The sequence below is a fragment of the Streptomyces sp. NPDC090127 genome, from assembly GCF_044746945.1.
Taxonomy (GTDB): Bacteria; Actinomycetota; Actinomycetes; order Streptomycetales; family Streptomycetaceae; genus Streptomyces.
Window position 1 is genome coordinate 226,122 of the sequence record NZ_JBIVDE010000007.1, and the last position, 14,328, is coordinate 240,449.

Here is a 14,328-nt window from a genome sequence, read left to right on the forward strand (position 1 = left end):
ATCCCCGTACCCCTCTCAACCGCTCAACGGCTCGACCGCTCGTCCGCTCAATGGCGCGACCGCTCAAGCCCGGCCCTTACCCGTACACCGGCCCCGTGTACTTCTCGCCCGGTCCCTGGCCCGGCTCGTCCGGGACGAGGGAGGCCTCGCGGAAGGCCAGCTGCAGGGACTTCAGGCCGTCCCGCAGCGGCGCCGCGTGGAAGGAGCTGATCTCCGTCGTGCTGGCGTCCAGGAGGCCGGCCAGGGCGTGGACCAGCTTGCGGGCCTCGTCGAGGTCCTTGTGCTGCTCGCCGTCCTCGGTGAGACCGAGCTTCACCGCGGCGGCGCTCATCAGGTTCACCGCGACGGTCACGATGACCTCGACCGCGGGGACCTCCGCGATGTCACGGGTCATGTCGTCGAAGTCGGGGGAGTCGGGGGACTCGGTGTGGGGCGTCTCGCTCATGCCCACACGATATGCCGGGACGCCCCGCACTCCTGCCCGCGGGCTCGGTTGGTCAAGCAACCCGGACGGTGCTAACCTTGTGTAACGACCGGCCGGACACCTATGTGCCCGGCCCACAAGTGGAGGCTCCGATCTCCCACCTGACCGCCCTCGCGGGCGGCGGGTCACCGGTCAGGTGGCGCCCATCGTTCCGTACGGACGATGGAGCCGCCCGATGTGCGCCCCGCGGAACACCGCGGCGGTGCTCCGGTATTTCCGTGGAGCCCCGCCTGTGTCCCGTCCGGGGCATTTTTCATGTACCGGCGCGGTTGGTCTCACGAAACAGAACATACGTGTCCGTCCGCCAGGCGGTCACGTGGTGCTACCGAGGAGGATCCATCAGCGCCGAGCCCCGCATCAACGACCGGATTCGCGTTCCCGAGGTGCGACTTGTCGGTCCCAGCGGCGAGCAGGTCGGGATTGTTCCGCTTGCCAAGGCCCTGGAGCTCGCACAGGAGTACGACCTCGACCTGGTCGAGGTCGCGGCGACCGCCCGTCCGCCCGTGTGCAAGCTCATGGACTACGGGAAGTTCAAGTACGAGTCGGCCATGAAGGCCCGTGAGGCGCGCAAGAACCAGGCGCACACGGTCATCAAGGAGATGAAGCTCCGGCCGAAGATCGACCCGCACGACTACGACACCAAGAAGGGTCACGTCGTCCGGTTCCTCAAGCAGGGTGACAAGGTCAAGATCACGATCATGTTCCGTGGTCGTGAGCAGTCCCGCCCCGAGCTTGGCTTCCGGCTGCTGCAGCGGCTGGCTTCGGACGTCGAGGAGCTTGGCTTCATCGAGTCCAACCCGAAGCAGGACGGCCGGAACATGATCATGGTTCTCGGCCCGCACAAGAAGAAGACCGAGGCCATGGCCGAGGCGCGTGAGGCCCAGGCCGCGCGTAAGGCGGAGCGTCAGGGCGTCTCGTCCGACGACACCGCCGAGGCCCCGGCCGAGGAGGCTTCGGCCGAGGCTCCCGCCGAGGCCGAGAACCCCGAGGCGTGACCCGAGGGGCTGCCATCCAGGCAGCCCCGGGCCCCGCCCGGAACCACCACACGAACTGACGCTCCCGGATGTCCGGTGCCCGCACCGGGGGGAGCGCCACTGACGAGGAGATAACGGCGCGATGCCGAAGAACAAGACGCACTCCGGTGCCAAGAAGCGCTTCAAGATCACCGGCTCCGGCAAGGTGCTGCGCGAGCGCGCCGGCAAGCGCCACCTGCTCGAGCACAAGTCGTCCAAGCTGACGCGTCGCCTCACCGGCAACGCCGAGATGGCCCCGGGCGACGCGGCCAAGATCAAGAAGATGCTGGGCATCTGATCTTGATCTCCCGCCCTCGGCGACGAGGGCATCCGGCCAAGACCGGGACCCATCCGTTTTCCGGGTCGTGTGTGTACCCCCACGGCCCCGCTACAAGGAGTTAAGAAGTGGCACGCGTCAAGCGGGCAGTCAACGCCCACAAGAAGCGCCGGGCGATCCTCGAGGCGGCCTCCGGCTACCGCGGTCAGCGTTCGCGCCTGTACCGCAAGGCCAAGGAGCAGGTCACCCACTCCCTGGTCTACAACTACAACGACCGCAAGAAGCGCAAGGGCGACTTCCGTCAGCTGTGGATCCAGCGCATCAACGCCGCTGCCCGCGCCAACGGGATGACGTACAACCGCCTCATCCAGGGTCTGAAGGCCGCCAACATCGAGGTGGACCGCAAGATCCTCGCCGAGCTGGCCGTCAACGACTCGAACGCGTTCGCCGCGCTCGTCGAGGTCGCGCAGAAGGCCCTTCCGGCCGACGTCAACGCGCCGAAGGCCGCTGCCTGATCTCCAGGCCGCAGATCTTCCGCACCGGACCCGCAGGCCTTCGGGCCTGCGGGTCCGGTCGTGTTCGGAGCACGCCAGACCCTCACCCGCCCGGACCCCTGAAAAGAGCCACCGACCCCATGGGCACCCCCGAGCTGATCTCCCCGCGTTCGCCGCGCGTCGTCGCCGCACGGCGGCTCGCCAAGCGCAACTTCCGGGGCAAGGACCGTCTCTTCATCGCCGAGGGCCCCCAGGCCGTCCGCGAGGCCGTCGAGCACCGCAGCGGCTCCGGTGAGCCCACCCTCGTCGAGCTCTTCACCACCGTCGAGGCGGCCGAGCGGTACGCCGGGATCGTCGACGCCGCCCGCGCGGCCGGGGCCCGGGTCCACTACGCCGACGCCACCGTCCTCGCCGAGGTCTCCCAGACCGTCACGCCGCAGGGCCTCGTGGGGGTCTGCCGCTTCCTGGACTCGCCGTTCGAGGAGATCCTCGCGGCCAGGCCCAAGCTGGTCGCCGTCCTCGCCCACGTACGCGACCCCGGGAACGCCGGCACCGTGCTGCGCTGCGCCGACGCGGCCGGCGCCGACGCGGTCGTCCTCACCGACGCCTCCGTCGACCTCTACAACCCCAAGTCGGTCCGCGCCTCCGTCGGCTCCCTCTTCCACCTCCCGGTCGTCGTCGGCGTACCGGTCGAGCAGGCCGTCGCGGGACTGAAGAGCGCGGGCGTACGGATCCTCGCCGCCGACGGCGCCGGACAGGACGACCTCGACGACGAGCTGGACGCCGGCACCATGGGCGGCCCCACCGCCTGGGTCTTCGGCAACGAGGCCTGGGGGCTTCCCGAGGAGACCCGCGCCCTCGCCGACGCGGTGGTGCGCGTCCCGATCCACGGCAAGGCCGAGAGCCTCAACCTCGCGACGGCCGCCGCCGTGTGCCTCTACGCCTCGGCACGTGCGCAGCGCCCCCGAACCTCCGCCTGAGGGGCTCCAAAGCGTCACCCGCACCTAGTAGGGTGGCCAACTCGGGGGCCCACTGCGCAACACGGAGGGGTGGGGAACGGGGATGACGGTCGGCACGGACAGTCCCGCACAGGCACGGAGCGCCCCACCGGATGCCCCGGAGGACCAGGACGGGTCCTCCCTCGCGGCACCGGGCGTTCCCGGCATCGACCCCGACGACCTGCCCGACGGACTCGTCGTCGCCGACGCCACCGGACACGTCGTCTGCTTCAACGCCGCCGCCGCCCGCATCACCGCCGTACCGCCGGAACGGGCCCTCGGCCTCCCGCTCGACCAGGCGCTCCCGTTGGAAGATCTCAAGGGCCGCCGCTGGTGGGCCCTCACCGATCCGTACGGCGGCCTCGCCACCCGCCGCGGCCAGCCCGAGCGCAACCTGCTCCTGCCCGGCGGTCGCGAGGTCCTCGTCTCCGCCCGTTACGTCCGCGAGCACCCCACCGGCCCGGTCCGCCGGGTCGTCGTCTCCCTGCGCGGCACCGAGGCCCGGCGCCGTACCGAACGCAGCCACGCCGAGCTCATCGCCACCGTCGCCCACGAGCTGCGCTCCCCCCTGACCTCCGTCAAGGGCTTCACGGCGACCCTGCTCGCCAAGTGGGAGCGGTTCACCGACGACCAGAAGCGGCTGATGCTGGAGACCGTCGACGCCGACGCCAACCGGATCACGCGGCTCATCGCCGAGCTCCTCGACATCTCCCGGATCGACTCCGGCCGACTGGAGGTGCGCCGGCAGCCCGTCGACATCGCCGCCGCCGTCGGCCGCCACATCCAGGCCCACACCGCCGGCGGCCAGTCACCCGACCGCTTCTTCGTCCGGGTCCGGACCCAGCTGCCCGACCTGTGGGCCGACCCCGACAAGGTCGACCAGGTCCTCGGCAACCTGCTGGAAAATGCGGTGCGCCACGGCGAGGGAACCGTCACCATCGAGGTGGCACCCACCAGCGACACCCCCGACGGAGAGAAGGGAACGGCGGTCACCGTGAGCGACGAGGGCCCCGGCATCCCCGAGGAGTCGATGGGCCGTGTCTTCACCCGCTTCTGGCGGGGCAGCAAGCGCGGTGGCACCGGTCTCGGTCTCTACATCGTCAAGGGCATCGTCGAGGCCCACGGCGGAACGATCACCGTCGGCCGGGGCCCCCGCGGCGGCGCCGAGTTCCGATTTATCCTGCCCGTCGGCGCCCCGGCCTATCTCGCCTGACGAGATCACCGGCCGCCCGGGCCGCCCACGGGCTCATTCGCGTCCCCGCGCCCCGTTAGACTCGACCTTTGGCACGTTTGCGCCCTTGACGTCGAGCGGGGCCGCGCCCAAGCCAGCCAAACGGAAGCACGGGAAGAGATGTCCGCACCCAATAAGTCGTACGACCCGGTTGAGGTCGAGGCCTTGAAACCGGAAGAGATCGAGCGCATGCGGGACGAGGCGCTCGCCGCCTTCGCCGCCGCGGGTGACCTCGACGCGCTCGCGCACGCGAAGGTCGCGCACACGGGTGGCACCTCGCCGCTCGCGCTGGCCAACCGCGAGATCGGCGCGCTGCCGCCGCAGGCCAAGGCCGCGGCCGGCAAGCTCGTGGGCCAGGCCCGCGGCGCCGTCTCCAAGGCCCTCGCCGGCCGCCAGGCGGAGCTGGAGGACGAGCGCGACGCCCGCGTCCTGGTCGAGGAGGCGGTGGACGTCACGCTGCCGTACGACCGGGTTCCGGCCGGCGCCCGCCACCCGCTGACCACGCTCATGGAGCGGGTCGCCGACGTCTTCGTATCCATGGGGTACGAGGTCGCCGAGGGACCCGAGGTCGAGGCGGAGTGGTTCAACTTCGACGCCCTCAACTTCGTGCCGGACCACCCGGCACGCCAGATGCAGGACACCTTCTTCGTCCAGGGCCCCGAGGGGACCACCGGGGACGAGTCCGGTGTCGTGCTGCGGACGCACACCTCCCCGGTGCAGGCCCGCACGCTCATCGACCGGGAGCCGCCGGTCTACGTCGTCTGCCCCGGCCGGGTCTACCGGACCGACGAGCTCGACGCGACGCACACCCCGGTCTTCCACCAGATCGAGCTGCTCGCCGTCGACGAGGGCCTGACCATGGCCGACCTCAAGGGCACCCTCGACCACATGGTCCAGGCGCTCTTCGGGTCCGACATGAAGACCCGGCTCCGCCCGAACTTCTTCCCCTTCACCGAGCCGTCCGCCGAGATGGACATGCTCTGCTACGTCTGCCGCGGCGAGTCCGTCGGCAACCCCGACCGCCCCTGCCGCACCTGCGGCAGCGAGGGCTGGATCGAGCTGGGCGGCTGCGGCATGGTCAACCCCAAGGTGCTCGTCGCCTGCGGTGTCGACCCGGAGAAGTACAGCGGATTCGCCTTCGGGTTCGGCATCGAGCGGATGCTGATGTTCCGCCACAACGTCGATGACATGCGAGACATGGTCGAGGGTGACGTCAGGTTCACCCGGCCGTTCGGGATGGAGATCTGATGCGGGTCCCGCTTTCTTGGCTGCGGGAGTACGTCGACCTGCCGGCGACGGAGACCGGACGTGACGTCCAGGCCAAGCTCATTTCGGCAGGGCTCGAGGTCGAGGCCGTCGAGCGGCTCGGCGCGGGCCTCACCGGTCCGCTGGTGGTCGGCAAGGTCCTCACCATCGAGGAGCTGACGGAGTTCAAGAAGCCCATCCGCTTCTGCACCGTCGACGTCGGCCAGGCCAACGGAACCGGTGAGCCCCAGGAGATCATCTGCGGCGCCCGGAACTTCGCCGTGGGCGACAAGGTCGTCGTGGCGCTGCCCGGCGCCGTGCTCCCCGGTGACTTCCGGATCGCCGAGCGCAAGACGTACGGCCGGGTCTCCCGCGGCATGATCTGCTCCGGCGACGAGCTCGGCATGGGCGACGACGGCACGCACGGCATCATCGTGCTGCCGCCGGAGCACGAGATCGGCATCGACGCCACCGTGCTCCTGGAGCTGTACGACGAGGTCCTCGACATCGCCGTCACGCCCGACCGCGGCTACTGCCTCTCGATGCGCGGCGTCGCCCGCGAGACCGCCATCGCGTACGGCCTGCCGCTGCGCGACCCGGCGCTGCTCGACGTGCCCGCGCCGAACTCGTACGGCTACCCGGTCCAGATCACCGACCCGATCGGCTGCGACCGCTTCACGGCGCGCACCGTCGTCGGCCTGGAGCCGGAGGCGCGTACGCCGATCTGGATGCGGCGCCGTCTGCAGAAGGCCGGCATGCGGCCGATCTCGCTCGCCGTGGACATCACCAACTACGTGATGCTGGAGCTCGGTCAGCCGCTGCACGCCTACGACCGCACGCGGATCGAAGGTCCCATCGGGGTCCGCCGCGCCGAGCAGGGCGAGAAGATCACCACGCTCGACGGCACCGTGCGCGTCCTGGACGCCGCCGACCTGGTCATCACCGACGACCGCGGGCCGATCGGCATCGCGGGCGTCATGGGCGGCGCCAACACCGAGATCGCAGATCACGCGGACGAGGCGGGCGCCACCACCGAGGTCGTCATCGAGGCCGCGCACTTCGACGCGATCTCGATCGCCCGGACCGCCCGCCGGCACAAGCTGGCCTCCGAGGCGTCCAAGCGCTTCGAGCGCGGTGTCGACCCGCAGGCCGCGGCGGCCGCCGCGCAGCGCACCGTCGACCTGCTCGTGCTGCTCGCGGGCGGCACGGCCGAGGCCGGCGTCACCGAGATCCTCGCGCCGTCCGCGCCGCGCACCATCACCATCCCGGCGGACCACCCGGACCGCGTCGCGGGTGTCGCCTACGGTCGCGAGACCGTCGTCCGCCGCCTCCAGGAGGTCGGCTGCGACGTCTACGGCCAGGACGAGCTGATCGTCACCGTCCCGTCGTGGCGCCCGGACCTCAACGAGCCGAACGACCTCGCCGAAGAGGTCATCCGGCTCGAGGGGTACGAGAACCTGCCCTCGACGCTGCCCAAGCCGCCCGCCGGGCGCGGTCTCACCGAGAGCCAGCGCACCCACCGCCGGGTCGGCCGCGCGCTGGCCGGCGCCGGTTACGTCGAGGCGCTGAACTACCCGTTCATCGGCGCGCAGGTCTTCGACCAGCTCGGCCTGGACGCGGACGACGCCCGCCGTCGCGTGGTCACTCTGGTCAACCCGCTCTCCGACGAGGAGCCCGCGCTCCGTACGACGCTGCTGCCGGGCCTGCTCGGCGCGCTGCGCCGCAACGACGGGCGCGGCAGCCACGACCTGGCGCTCTTCGAGACCGGTCTGGTCTTCCGGCCGGGCGACCGGCCGGGGGTCGCCGTCCGGCTGCCCGTCGACCGCCGTCCCACGGCCGAGGAGATCGCCACGGTCAACGCGGCGCTGCCCGCGCAGCCGCGCCGGGTCGCCGTCGTCCTCGCCGGGGCCCGCGAGCAGGCCGGCTGGTGGGGCAAGGGCCGCCCGGCCGACTGGGCCGACGCGATCCAGGCGGCCCGCACCGTGGCCGCCGAGGCCGGTGTCGAGCTGATCATCAGCTCCGACCAGCACGCCCCGTGGCACCCGGGCCGCTGCGCGGCGTTCCACGTGGTCGCGGGCGGCGAGAAGGTCCTCGTCGGCCACGGCGGCGAGCTGCACCCGCGCGTCGTCAAGGCGCTGGGCCTGCCCGACCGCACCTGCGCGATGGAGCTGGACCTGGACCTGGTGGAGCAGGCCAACGAGGGCCCCCTGAAGGCCCCGAGCATCTCCTCCTTCCCGGTCGCCACGCAGGACGTCGCCCTGGTCGTCGACGCGTCGGTCCCGGCCGCGACGGTCGAGGCCGCGCTGCGCGACGGCGCCGGTGAACTCCTGGAGTCCGTCCGGCTGTTCGACGTCTACACCGGCGACCAGCTCGGTGCGGGCAAGAAGTCCCTGGCGTACGCGCTGAAGTTCCGCGCCACGGACCGCACGCTCACGGTCGACGAGGCCACCGCCGCACGCGACGCGGCCGTCGCCCTGGCGTCGACGCGCACGGGCGCTGCCCTGCGCGGCGCCTGAGCGTCCCGCTCCCTGAGGGGGCCGACCCGGTAGATCCCGGGCCGGCCCCCTCCGGCGTTCCCGGGGGCTACGCGAGGCCGGTTCGCCGGTCCGTCGTCTACCCGTCCGTCGATTCGCCGTTTGTCGATCCCCCGTGCGGAGAGCGATCTCCCGTGCGGGTGGCGCGCCGGTGGCGAAGGGCGGCGTGTGGGGGGCGCTCACTCCTTCGGGTGAGATGGCCGGGGGCTGTTCCCCGGTGACCGGTGCGGTCGGGAGAATCGACGCGGCCACAGGGGCGGGCCTGTGTGCCGCAGGGCCTTCGGGCGCTGCAGGGCCTCAGGAAGGGCCGTGCATGATCCGTACCAGGACGTCGCTCTCCGATGGCAACCGGCTGCGCCGGCTGGGGCCACTCGCTCTTCCCACCCTCTGGGGTGCCGTGGCCGTGACCTGGAAACTCGGCTGTCCGCTGGCCCAGCAACCGGGCCTTCCCATGCGCATCGCGACCAGCGTGGTCTTCTTCAGCGTCGGCACCGGACTGATCCTCGGCATCCGCCGGGGCCTCTCCCGCGAACTGGAGCGGATGCGGGCCATCGCGCACGCCACCCAGCGCGTCCTGCTGCGCCCGCCGCCGCCCCGGCTCGACGGCCTCTCCGTCGCCGCGGGCCAGCTGTCCGCCTCCCGGGGCGCGACCGTGGGCGGGGATCTCTACGAGGCGGTGGCCACGCCCTACGGCGTACGGATCGTCATCGGCGACGTCCGGGGCCACGGTCTCGCCGCGCTCGGCGCGGTGGTCGCCGTGCTCGGCAGTTTCCGCGAGGCCGCCCACGACGAGCCCGAGCTCGGCGGCGTCCTGCGCCGGCTCGACCGCGCCCTCGGCCGCCATCTGCGGGAGCGGGCGCGCGAGGAGCACCCGGCGGCCTGCTCCGGACGTGAGCCGGAACACCCGGCCGCCGAGGAGTTCGTCACCGTACTGCTCCTGGAGATCGGCAAGGACGGGGAGGTGTACGCGCTGAACTGCGGGCACCCCGGCCCGTACCGGATCGGCCGCCGGGTGGAGGCCCTCTCCGTCGGCGACCCGCTGCCGCCGCTCGGCACCTTCCCGCTGCCGGCCGACCTCACCCCGTACCCCTGCACCCGGCTCCTGCCGGGCGAGGCGCTCTTCCTGCACACCGACGGCGCGGAGGACGCGCGGGACGGGACGGGGCGCTTCTTCGGCCTCGAAGCGGTGCTGACGGAGGCCGTCCGTGACGAGCCCGTCTCCCCGGCGGCGCTGGTCGGTCGGGTGCACGGTGCGCTGCTGCGGCACACCCGTGGCCGACTCGCCGACGACGTGGCCCTGTTGGTCGTCAGGAACGACCGGATGCGGGTGCCGGCGCAGCCCGCCGAACCCGGGCTGCGCCGTACCCGACCTGAACCCTCCCGTCAGTGTTGAGCGGACAGGTTCCTGAGGCCGGCGCCGCCCGGACCGCCTGGGAGTGTCGGGCAGGTCGGCGGGCGGGCGGCGCGGGACGGGCCGCCGCACTGTACGAGGGGGGAGCCCGGCGGCCCGGTTCGCCTTGCGGCGAGGCGCTCAGTCAACCGGCCCCGAGGGGGCGGCGGCAGAGTGCACGGACCGGGGGAACGGGCACTCCATTCACACCCCGTGCGAAACCGCCCGGCCCTACGCTGGGCGGACCGCTTCATCGGAGGGGCCCATGCACCCCAACACCCTGCTCGACGCCCTGCTCGACGAGGCGGGCGTCTCGCACGCCGGCCTGGCCGCCCATGTGAACCGGGCGGGCCGCTCCCGGGGGCTCGCCCTGCGGTACGAACACACCGCCGTCGCCCGCTGGTTGAAGGGCCAGCGACCCCGCGGCCAGGTGCCCGACCTGATCTGCGAGGTGCTCGCCGCGCGGCTCCACCGGGCGGTCACCCTCGACGACATCGGCCTGGGCGTCTCCGGCGGCTCCGCCGTCGCGCACGGCACACCGCTCTCCGCGTTCGTCGAGCGGGCCGCCGCCCTCTGGCGCTCCGACGAGCAGCAGCGGCCGCACATACTCGGTGTGCAGGCGGTGACCGGCACCCCGGCCGTGATGCCGGTCTGGGAGTGGGAGAACCCGCCGGAGGACGCCGACGTCTCGCGCGACGGCATGACCAGGGTCTCGACGGCCGACATCGCCATGCTCGGGGCCGCCCGGGCGCACTACGAGCAGATGTACCGCAAGACCGGCGGTGTGGCTACCAGGCAGCGGATCGTCGGCTTCCTCAACTCCGAGACCGCGCCGCTGCTGCGGGGCGCGTACGGCGACCGGCTGGGCCGGCAGCTGCACCGGGCCACCGGCGGTCTGGTGGCCGTCGCCGGCATCTGCGCCTACGACTCCGACGCCCTCGGCCTCGCGCAGCGCTACTTCCACCAGGCGCTGCGGCTCGCGAAGGCGAGCGGCGACCGGGGCCTCGGCGCGTACGTGGTCGCGCTGCTCGTCAACCAGTCGCTGTTCATGGGGGAGTACCGGCAGGCGGTCGCCTTCGCCGAGGCGGCGCTGCGGTCGGCCGGCGCGCGGATCACCCCGGCGCTCGCCGCCGACCTCTCCGCGATGCAGGCGAAGGCCTACGCACATCTCGGCGACGGGGCCGCCGCGTTGACCTGCATCCGGCGGGCGGAGTCCGAGGCGGAGGGGATCCGTCCCGGGTACGAGCCGGCCGAGACCGGATACGTCCAGCCGGGACTGGTCGATGTGCAGGTCGCCGAGGCGCTGCTCAGCCTGGGTGATCTTCCGGCGGCCCGGGAGCACGCCCGGACGGCCGTGGAGACCCCGGCGCACGACCGGGGCCGGGTGCACCGGCTGGCCATGCTCTGCCAGATCGAGCTGCGGCAGGGGGAGGCCGACGCGGCGGCCCGGACGGCGGTGGAGATGACCGAACGGGCCCGCGGTATGGAGTCGCGCCGGTTGCGGGACCGGCTGCGGCTGGTGCGGGAGCATCTCCTCGCGAGCCGGTGCGGGGACGCGAAGCAGGCCGCCGAACTCATCGACGGGGCGCTACGCGTTCCCCTGTGACCCCGGGACTGCTCCCATATTGCCACCGAACAATCGGAAGGTGGCAGAAACGTGCAGTGGACGAAACTGAGCGAACAACCGGTCTATGAGAACCGCTGGTTCCGTGTGAACCTCGCGGACGTCGTGCTCCCGGACGGCCGCCACCTCGACCACTATCTGATCCGGCTCCGCCCGGTCGCCGTCGCGACCGCCGTCAACGAGGCCAACGAAGTCCTCATGCTCTGGCGGCACCGCTTCATCACCGACAGCTGGGGCTGGGAGCTGGCCGCCGGTGTCGTCGAGGACGACGAGGACCTCGAAACGGCGGCCGCCCGCGAGATGGAGGAGGAGACCGGCTGGCGGCCGGGGCCCCTGCGCCACCTCCTCACCGTCGAGCCCTCCAACGGCCTCACCGACGCCCGGCACCATCTCTACTGGGCCGAGGAGGCCACGTACACCGGCCCGCCGGTGGACGACTTCGAGTCCTCGCGGCGCGAGTGGATACCGCTCAAGCTGGTCCCGGACATGATCGCCCGGGGCGAGATCCCGGCCGCCAACATGGCCGCCGGACTGCTGATGCTCCACCACCTGCGGCTCGGCTGACCGCGCGTCGCCGGTGGCCGGACGCCGAACGGCCCGTACCTGTGCGGGTGTACGGGCCGTTCGGACGTCTGGGGCGGCGCTCAGGAGTACGGGTAGAAGCCCGAGCCCGTCTTGCGGCCGAGCCGGCCCGCGTCCACCATGCGCTGGAGCAGCGGGGGAGCGGCGTACAGCGGCTCCTTGTACTCCATGTACATCGAGTCGGCGATGGAGGCGATGGTGTCCAGGCCGATCAGGTCGGCGAGCTTCAGCGGGCCCATCGGGTGGGCGCAGCCGAACTCCATGCCGTTGTCGATGTCCTCGCGGCTCGCGATGCCCGACTCGAACATCCGGATCGCGGAGAGCAGGTACGGGACCAGCAGCGCGTTGACCACGAAGCCGGACCGGTCCTGGGCGCGGATCGCGTGCTTGCCGAGCACCTTCTCGGCGAAGACCTGGGCGCGGCTGATCGTGCCCTCGGAGGTGGTGAGCGCCGGGATGAGCTCCACCAGCTTCTGCACCGGGGCCGGGTTGAAGAAGTGGATGCCGATGACCTGGTCCGGGCGGAAGGTGGCCACCGCCAGCTTGACCAGCGGGATGGAGGAGGTGTTCGAGGCCAGGATCGCGTCGGGCCGGGTGACCACCTGGTCGAGGACCTTGAAGATCTCGGTCTTGATCTGCTCGTTCTCCACCACGGCCTCGATGACGAGGTCGCGGTCGGCGAACTCGCCGAGGTCGGTGGTGAAGCTCAGCCGCGCGAGCGTGGCGTCGCGCTCCTCCTCGCTGATCTTGCCGCGCTCGGCGGCCTTCGCGAGCGAGTTGTAGAGCCGCGTACGACCGATCTCCAGCGCCTCGCCGGTGGTCTCGGCGACCATCACCTCAAGACCGCTGCGGGCACACACCTCCGCGATGCCCGCGCCCATCTGGCCGCAGCCCACCACTCCGACGCGCTCAATGTCGGCCATGGAGTCCGTCACCTCGTGCCTTTCGCTTTTCACTGGCGGCGGGCCCCGAGTGCTTCGGTGCGTCCGCCTCGACCCCACGACGTTACCGCTCATTAACCGATGATCGATCGGCCGGGGCGGGCATGCTCTGCCTGTGGGTGTGACCTATCCGACACAAGAGGGGCGACAAATGGGACTGATCGGGAGAAGGGGGTTCGTGGCGGGCACGGCCGCTGCGATGCTCGCCACGACGGGTGCGAGCGCGGGACGGGGTGCGGACCCGGCAGCGGGTCGAGGAGGGGGACCAGGAGTGGGGGGAGCGGACCCGGGTACCGATCCGGGCCTCGCCGACGCTCGGGCGGAGCCGAGGGCGCCGCGCGCGAGCGAGTTCCGGGGGATGTGGGTCGCCACCATCGCCAACCGCGACTGGCCCTCCCGTACCGGCCTCGAACCCGAGGTCCAGCGGGCCGAACTCCTCGCCCACCTGGACCGCGCCGTCGCCCGTCGGCTGAACGTCGTCGTCCTCCAGGTCCGGCCCAGCGCCGACGCCCTGTGGCCCTCGCCGCACGAGCCGTGGGCGCAGTGCCTGACCGGGGTGCAGGGCCGTGACCCCGGCTGGGACCCGCTGGGGACGGCCGTCGAGGAGGCCCACGCACGGGGGCTCGAGCTGCACGCCTGGTTCAACCCGTACCGTGTGGCGAACCACACGGACCCGACCAGGCTGTCGGCGGACCATCCGGCCCGGCGTCACCCGGAGTGGACCGTTCCGTACGCCGGGAAGCTGCACTACAACCCCGGCCTGCCCGAGGTGCGCCGCTTCGTCCAGGACGCGATGCTCGACGCCGTCGGCCGCTACGCCCTCGACGCCGTCCACTGGGACGACTACTTCTACCCGTACCCGGTGGCCGGCCAGGCCTTCCCCGACGACGAGGCCTACGCGCGCCACGGCGGCGACTTCCCGGACAGGGCGGCCTGGCGGCGGAACAACGTCGACCTGCTCGTCTCGGAGACGGCCGCCCGCATCAAGGAGATCAACCCGCAGGTCGCCTTCGGCATCAGCCCGTTCGGTGTCTGGCGGCACGCCACCACCGACCCCAAGGGCTCGGACACCCGGGGCGTGCAGAGCTACGACGACCTGCACGCGGACACCCGGAAGTGGGTCAGGGAGGGCTGGATCGACTACGTGGTGCCGCAGTTGTACTGGCACATCGGCTTCGCGGGCGCCGATTACGCCACGCTCGTGCCCTGGTGGGACGCGGTCGTACGGGACACGGGCGTCGCGCTCCACATCGGCGAGGCGCTCTACAAGGCCGGCGACCCCGCGCAGCCCGCCCCCTGGCAGGACCCGAAGGAACTCTCCCGCCATCTGACCCTCGCCGAGCGCTATCCGGGGGTCGGCGGGCACTGCTGGTTCGCGGCGAAGGAGGTCACCACGGACCCGATCGGGGCGATGGCCGCCGTCGTGGCCGACCACTACCCGACCTCGGTGCGTCCGCCCGGCTAGGGCGTGTTTCGACAGGGCACGCCCGTGCGGGCGGCCGTGCCGCGGGCGGC

General features: G+C 72.0%; 13 protein-coding genes. 11 read left to right on the forward strand and 2 right to left on the reverse strand.

The window, feature by feature from the left end:
* Positions 1–76 precede the first annotated feature (76 nt).
* Positions 77–445 carry a DUF1844 domain-containing protein gene (locus ACIPPS_RS25620; protein ID WP_401436348.1) on the reverse strand — a complete coding sequence of 123 codons (369 nt, stop codon included), beginning with the start codon at positions 443–445 and terminating at the stop codon, positions 77–79.
* A 332-nt stretch (positions 446–777) separates the two neighbouring features.
* Between ACIPPS_RS25620 and infC the strand changes: the two genes are divergently transcribed.
* The 10 genes from infC (at position 778) to ACIPPS_RS25670 (ending at position 11,854) form a co-directional block, all read left to right on the forward strand.
* The gene (gene infC / locus ACIPPS_RS25625) at positions 778–1,479 is read left to right on the forward strand and encodes a translation initiation factor IF-3 (protein ID WP_401436350.1); all 702 of its coding nucleotides are present in this window, start codon (positions 778–780) and stop codon (positions 1,477–1,479) included.
* Positions 1,480–1,600: 121 nt separating this feature from the next.
* Entirely contained in the window at positions 1,601–1,795 is a 195-nt protein-coding gene (gene rpmI, locus ACIPPS_RS25630) for a 50S ribosomal protein L35 (protein WP_019884943.1), read from the forward strand.
* 107 nt (positions 1,796–1,902) lie between these two features.
* Positions 1,903–2,289, forward strand: coding sequence for a 50S ribosomal protein L20 (rplT, locus tag ACIPPS_RS25635; protein WP_362418871.1), 387 nt, complete (start codon positions 1,903–1,905; stop codon positions 2,287–2,289).
* Positions 2,290–2,408: 119 nt separating this feature from the next.
* Positions 2,409–3,248 (forward strand): TrmH family RNA methyltransferase, encoded by an 840-nt coding sequence (locus ACIPPS_RS25640; RefSeq protein ID WP_401436352.1) that lies wholly within the window; start codon positions 2,409–2,411, stop codon positions 3,246–3,248.
* A gap of 82 nt (positions 3,249–3,330) precedes the next feature.
* A complete protein-coding gene (locus ACIPPS_RS25645; protein WP_401436355.1) occupies positions 3,331–4,479 on the forward strand; it encodes an ATP-binding protein in 1,149 nt (382 codons plus the stop codon).
* A 138-nt stretch (positions 4,480–4,617) separates the two neighbouring features.
* Entirely contained in the window at positions 4,618–5,745 is a 1,128-nt protein-coding gene (gene pheS, locus ACIPPS_RS25650) for a phenylalanine--tRNA ligase subunit alpha (RefSeq protein ID WP_401436358.1), read from the forward strand.
* Complete coding sequence (pheT, locus tag ACIPPS_RS25655) at positions 5,745–8,258, forward strand: phenylalanine--tRNA ligase subunit beta (protein WP_401436361.1); 2,514 nt, start codon at positions 5,745–5,747, stop codon at positions 8,256–8,258. The genes pheS and pheT overlap by 1 nt, the downstream gene beginning before the upstream one ends.
* Positions 8,259–8,589: 331 nt before the next feature.
* A complete protein-coding gene (locus tag ACIPPS_RS25660) occupies positions 8,590–9,669 on the forward strand; it encodes a PP2C family protein-serine/threonine phosphatase (protein WP_401436363.1) in 1,080 nt (359 codons plus the stop codon).
* A gap of 262 nt (positions 9,670–9,931) precedes the next feature.
* Entirely contained in the window at positions 9,932–11,272 is a 1,341-nt protein-coding gene (locus ACIPPS_RS25665; protein ID WP_401436365.1) for a transcriptional regulator, read from the forward strand.
* Between the two features lie 51 nt (positions 11,273–11,323).
* Positions 11,324–11,854: an NUDIX hydrolase gene (locus tag ACIPPS_RS25670; RefSeq protein ID WP_401436367.1), complete on the forward strand. Its 531-nt coding sequence runs from the start codon at positions 11,324–11,326 to the stop codon at positions 11,852–11,854.
* An 80-nt stretch (positions 11,855–11,934) separates the two neighbouring features.
* Here ACIPPS_RS25670 and ACIPPS_RS25675 read toward each other — a convergent pair whose 3' ends face one another.
* On the reverse strand, positions 11,935–12,795 hold the full coding sequence (locus ACIPPS_RS25675) for a 3-hydroxybutyryl-CoA dehydrogenase (protein ID WP_401436370.1): 861 nt from the start codon (positions 12,793–12,795) through the stop codon (positions 11,935–11,937).
* A gap of 169 nt (positions 12,796–12,964) precedes the next feature.
* On the opposite strand from ACIPPS_RS25675, the gene ACIPPS_RS25680 reads away from it, so the two are divergent.
* Positions 12,965–14,278, forward strand: a complete 1,314-nt coding sequence (locus ACIPPS_RS25680) for a glycoside hydrolase family 10 protein (protein WP_401436372.1) — start codon at positions 12,965–12,967, stop codon at positions 14,276–14,278.
* Positions 14,279–14,328 lie beyond the last annotated feature (50 nt).

Excerpts from the sequence above, each read along its gene's own strand:
- ACIPPS_RS25620 (WP_401436348.1), bottom strand. The coding sequence starts at position 445 with ATGAGCGAGACGCCCCACACCGAGTCCCCCGACTCCCCCGACTTCGAC.
- rpmI (WP_019884943.1), top strand. The coding sequence starts at position 1,601 with ATGCCGAAGAACAAGACGCACTCCGGTGCCAAGAAGCGCTTCAAGATC.
- ACIPPS_RS25640 (WP_401436352.1), top strand. The coding sequence starts at position 2,409 with ATGGGCACCCCCGAGCTGATCTCCCCGCGTTCGCCGCGCGTCGTCGCC.
- ACIPPS_RS25645 (WP_401436355.1), top strand. The coding sequence starts at position 3,331 with ATGACGGTCGGCACGGACAGTCCCGCACAGGCACGGAGCGCCCCACCG.
- pheS (WP_401436358.1), top strand. The coding sequence starts at position 4,618 with ATGTCCGCACCCAATAAGTCGTACGACCCGGTTGAGGTCGAGGCCTTG.
- pheT (WP_401436361.1), top strand. The coding sequence starts at position 5,745 with ATGCGGGTCCCGCTTTCTTGGCTGCGGGAGTACGTCGACCTGCCGGCG.
- ACIPPS_RS25660 (WP_401436363.1), top strand. The coding sequence starts at position 8,590 with ATGATCCGTACCAGGACGTCGCTCTCCGATGGCAACCGGCTGCGCCGG.
- ACIPPS_RS25665 (WP_401436365.1), top strand. The coding sequence starts at position 9,932 with ATGCACCCCAACACCCTGCTCGACGCCCTGCTCGACGAGGCGGGCGTC.
- ACIPPS_RS25675 (WP_401436370.1), bottom strand. The coding sequence starts at position 12,795 with ATGGCCGACATTGAGCGCGTCGGAGTGGTGGGCTGCGGCCAGATGGGC.
- ACIPPS_RS25680 (WP_401436372.1), top strand. The coding sequence starts at position 12,965 with ATGGGACTGATCGGGAGAAGGGGGTTCGTGGCGGGCACGGCCGCTGCG.